Source organism: ANME-2 cluster archaeon (assembly GCA_014237145.1).
Lineage (GTDB): Archaea > Halobacteriota > Methanosarcinia > Methanosarcinales > Methanocomedenaceae > Methanocomedens_A.
In genome coordinates this window covers 1-4,964 of the sequence record JAAXOC010000027.1, presented here as the reverse complement: position 1 = coordinate 4,964, position 4,964 = coordinate 1, and the positions used below count along the sequence as shown (strand labels likewise).

Annotated in this window: 4 protein-coding genes; all 4 read right to left on the bottom strand. The window is 46.8% G+C overall.

Going from position 1 to position 4,964, the window contains the following annotated elements; genetic code table 11:
- Positions 1-124: 124 nt before the first annotated feature.
- On the bottom strand, positions 125-1,414 hold the full coding sequence (locus tag HF974_03770) for an aminotransferase class III-fold pyridoxal phosphate-dependent enzyme (protein MBC2697457.1): 1,290 nt from the start codon (positions 1,412-1,414) through the stop codon (positions 125-127).
- Between the two features lie 412 nt (positions 1,415-1,826).
- The gene (locus tag HF974_03765; GenBank protein ID MBC2697456.1) at positions 1,827-2,291 is read right to left on the bottom strand and encodes a YbhB/YbcL family Raf kinase inhibitor-like protein; all 465 of its coding nucleotides are present in this window, start codon (positions 2,289-2,291) and stop codon (positions 1,827-1,829) included.
- Positions 2,292-2,439: 148 nt separating this feature from the next.
- Complete coding sequence (locus tag HF974_03760) at positions 2,440-3,555, bottom strand: hypothetical protein (protein MBC2697455.1); 1,116 nt, start codon at positions 3,553-3,555, stop codon at positions 2,440-2,442.
- A gap of 448 nt (positions 3,556-4,003) precedes the next feature.
- A complete protein-coding gene (locus HF974_03755) occupies positions 4,004-4,564 on the bottom strand; it encodes a YbhB/YbcL family Raf kinase inhibitor-like protein (GenBank protein MBC2697454.1) in 561 nt (186 codons plus the stop codon).
- Positions 4,565-4,964 lie beyond the last annotated feature (400 nt).

Below are 4,964 nucleotides of genomic sequence, written 5' to 3'. Positions count from 1 at the left end.
GAACACAGATGAACACAGATTTTCAGGTAGCGTATCCGCGTTTATCCGCGTTCATTTGCGGTTAGTTTGATAATACCAACATTTAATGTAACGGTCTCGACTGTAACCCATTTGACGGCTTGATCTATTTGAGAGCCCTCTTCAGTGCAGCCTCAAACCGGTCCAGCCCGATGTCGGCTTCCTCCCTGGTCATGACCAGCGGCGGGGAGAACCTAATAGCAGAGTCGCCGCATGAGAGAAGGACAATGCCTTCCCTGAACCCTTCAACAACGATCCTGTCCCGTAAACCAGGGTTAATTGATCCGTCCGGCTTAACGAACTCTACCCCTATCATCAGCCCAAGACCGCGCACATCCCCGATAACAGGATATTCTGACTGCATCTCCCTCAAACGCTGCATGATATGCCCTCCCAGTTCCCTTGCATGGCTGCCCAGCTCCTCTTTTTCCATGAACTCCAGTGACGCCAGGGAAGCAGCCGACGCCAGCAGGTTGCCGCCGAATGTATTGGAATGAGTACCCGGTGGCCAGTCCATTATTTCGCTGCCTGACAGCATGGCACCCAGGGGCAGGCCTGCACCCAGTGCCTTTGCCATGCATACGATATCTGCCCTGACACCGAAGTTCTCCATAGCCATGAAGGTACCTGTACGCCAGCAGCCCGCCTGCACCTCATCGGCCACCATCAGCACATTATGGTCGTCACAGATGCGCCTTATCTCCTTGTGGAATTCGGGCGGCGGTACGATATAACCACCCTCACCCTGCACCGGCTCCACAACAATGGCAGCAGTGTCATTGGGACTAAGTTCACGCTTGAAGATAAGTGATTCTATCTCCCCTGCACATGATATACCGCAATCCGGATATTCCAGGTTAAGGGGACAGCGGTAGCAGTAAGCATAATGGGCGTGCACAACCCTGAGGGAGGGAAAATGTTCTTTTTGCCTGATCTTTGAACATGTCAAGGACAGGGAGCCAAGTGTCCGGCCGTGAAAACAATTGTAGAAAGCTACCAGATTCTGCCGTTTAGTCTTCCACATGGCCAGTTTGATGGCAGCTTCCACGGATTCAGTCCCGCTGTTACACAAAAACACACGGTCATATCGGGTCAGGCTTTTCAGTTTTTGTCCGAGTTTGACAGGGGGCTCGGCATAGAAGTCAGGGAATCCGCAGTGTGCTATCTTTTTCAATTGTGCCGATATTGCTGACGAGACTACCGGGTTGGAATGGCCCGCATTCATTACAGCTATACCTGCCACAAAATCTATGTACTCCCTGCCTTCCACGTCCGTGATGACAGAACCCTCTGCCCTGTCCACGACCAGTGGATAAGGGCGGGCCAAACATGCTGACATTACATCACAATCGCAGTCGATGATATCTTTAGACCTTTGTCCTGGTGGTTCAATCATATTTTTACCAATTTGGGCACTGGGACTAAATTATTGAATCTGCAATCCCATTGCTTTGCAATCTTCCTCTTTTAGCTCAACTACACGAGTATAATATTTAGCAGAATATTCTTTTTAAAATTTTTATACTCTCTTTCATACTTAATTTGAATAATAATTACTTCATTTAGGAGTTTATTGTATATGATTTTATCTAAAAAAAGAGACCGTTTCAATTCGTGTTGGTGAATATTATAAAACCGCAGATAAACATAGATGAACGCAGATTTTCAGGCAGCGTATCCGCGTTTATCTGCGTTCATCTGTGGTTAGTTAGATAATACAAGCATGTAATGTAACGGTCTCAGATGAAATACCAGGGAATAGGCATCAGTCCATCTGATAAGGAAGATGCCCTCAGGATTACAATCAATCAGCGCCCGTATTTCCCTAGCATCTCTCCCTGTGCCAGGATGTGCCCTGACATGGCAGCTTCAAGCTGGGATCTGGTGGCACCGCTCTTTAAGCTAAGTGTAGTATCCAGGGCATATACCCTAAAGAAATACCTGTGGGGCTTACCCGGCGGCGGGCAGGGTCCGTTATAGCCGATCCTGCCAAAATCGTTCTTGCCTTGCAGGCTGCCGTCGTCCAGGGTCTTGTTCTTGGGCACCGCACCGGGCAGCCCGGTGGTGCTGGCAGGTATGTTGTAGATCACCCAGTGGACCCATGTTTTGCCTGGGGCGTCGGGGTCGTCCACGATAAGAGCGATGGACTGTGTGCCCGCTGGGACGGTGTCCCATGAGAGTGCAGGGGAGCGGTCCTCACCATCGCAGGTGTGTTCGACTGGTATGCTGGTGCCGGCTTTAAAGGCATCTGATGATATCGAGATTTGTTTCATTATGGTATCCTCGTCTGTTTGGATTTCTTGCTCTGATTGGTCGGATATACATCCTAAAAATAATATCAGTAGTGCGATGATCAAGAAGACCCTCAACAGCCATCTCCTCCAAGTAAGTATTATGGGTTCCTTCTACCAGTTTTACACCTCATGCCACATATTCCATAAATCCTTTCGATGTGTACGAAACTGTTTTTCCATCTATACATCCATTGACATCATATGTCCCGGTCAGTTCCCATATTACCAGATATTTATACGGTCCAACCTCTATTGGAATTGGGGTGAAGTATTCGGTATTAAAAGTGATACTCATACTGTTCTCTCCAGAATCGGCTGTGAGGACTGTTACCATTGGGAATGGATTGTTTGAAAGTTGAGGTATCGTGGTCATATAGTCGTGCTGGATTTGTATCTCCTCATCCTCGAATCTCGCAATTATCTTTTTATTCTTCCATATATTGAGTACAGCACCTCTTGATTTGGTATGTTCATTGTCGGTAACGTTCCCAAAGCAAAACGCATATTTACCCACATCATTTCCATCCAGGTGGTTCTTGCTCTCGCTCGCCTGTCCCCAGTCCCATCCGATATCGTCCTGCCACAACCAGTAGCCCCAGTTGTGATCATGGTAACCTCTTGTGTTTTTCAGGGTGTATGTCTTTTCCTGTGCGGTTCCTTTACTGGTAGTAAGTGTACCATCTACTTTCATCTTTGGCGATGCAACCAGCCAGTTGACCACTCGCCCTGGTTCAAATGGTGCAATAAAAAGCGGGGATGGCTCGGTAAATGGCTTAAACATGGCATTAAAAACCGTCAGGCTATCAGCAGATTCGACATAAACATGGTATCCTTCTTCGTTTAGCATGACCATACTGCTGTAGATTCGAAGATCGGGTGTTTCACTTGAAAATTCCACCTGATCTGGAGTTATCGGGTAAATATCCCCTATAAATTTTTCACCATCAGGTGTGGAATAACTCAATACAATCGTAGCCAAACTATTAGAGGAATTATAGATATCACCGCTTAGTTTCAATGTGGTCATCAAGGAAAGGCCCTGTTCTTCATCGATCACATTGAAGTAGTGCCATTCGTTATACATCATATTTATCGGATCACCGATCTTCGGCGGGTGGAATGAATCGATCTCTGCCAGTTCATCGATCAGGCTGCCCTGTCCCTTTGCACAAACTGCATTCGAAGCCGCTGAGAACAGCAGCAATGCAACAACGATTGTAATAATTATTGATCTTGTTCGCATAACCTACACCTCATCTGTTATTTTATTCAGTAAACACCTTCTGTTAGTAAAACGCCCTCGGTTGAACCGCGCCCGCCGTTGTCCCACAAATGCCAGTCAGTAGCATCGATATCCAGCAGTGAATTATGCTATTCCCGCTACTTCTTACATTCTTTGCAAGAATACACTTTACACAACAACGGCGCTTATAATTCATCTTGCATCCCACACTGAAATTCGAATTATGAAATTGCGCAAATCCTGAAATCATCCTGACACTTTCGTTCAAGATATTTTCTGAATATTTAACAAATCTTAAAAACTCATAGCTTATAAATCTTGTGATAATGTCACAATATATTTATATATTTATACTAATAATTTTATATAAACCTAATAAAAGACCAACAATGCCCGAAGACACAAACGTAAAAGAATGATCCCCGGTTCGCAGCAGCTACATACTCAATCAGCGCCCGTATTTCCCTACTATCTCTCCCTGTGCCAGAATGTGCCCTGACATGGCAGTCTCGAGCTGGGATTTGGTTGCACCGCTCTTTAAGTTGAGTGTAGTATCCAGGGCATATACCTTGAAGAAATACCTGTGGGGCTTGCCCGGCGGCGGGCAGGGTCCGTTATAGCCGATCTTGCCAAAATCGTTCTTGCCCTGCAGGCTGCCGTCGTCCAGGCTTTTGTTCTTGGGCACACCCGGGGGCAGTCCGGTGCTGCTGGCAGGTATATTGTAGATCACCCAGTGGACCCAGGTTTTACCCGGGGCGTCCGGGTCGTCCACTATCAAGGCGATGGATTGTGTGCCGTCCGGGATTGTGTCCCAGGACAGGTCTGGTGATACATTATTTCCGTCACATGTATATTCGGACGACAGCATACCACCGTTCTTAAAAACGTCTGAAGAAATCGATATTGCATCCATATTTATGTCCTCCTCTATAAGGGTCTCTTCATCTGGCTCACTGGCTATGCATCCTGAAATAAGTACCAACAGCACAAGAATCAAAAATATCCTCATGATGAAATCCTCCCTTACCAGAGTTTCCTTTTCAAGTATTAATGCCTACCCCTCAACCGCTCAAACACGCCCTCCACCTGCGCAACCGCAGTCCGATATCCCCTCCGGCATTCTATAAGTCGTACCCGCCAGAGCGTGACAATAGATTAACCCTTGCTGCCTGGATTAGCTTTTGCACTAAAAGGAGTGACTTTTTAATTTATTCTGGATAAATGGATTGCGTCAAAAAAGATTCAGCGCAGAGGACGCCGAGAGGCGCAGAGATGTGTTGTTTTTCTCTGCGTGCCTCTGTGCTCTCTGCTTGTCGACAAGAAGTTACATCACAGATTGCCTAAAAAGCTACCCCTTTCATTCGGGGTAATCCTACCGCAGAATGCGTGGATGGTAACGCCCACGTAGT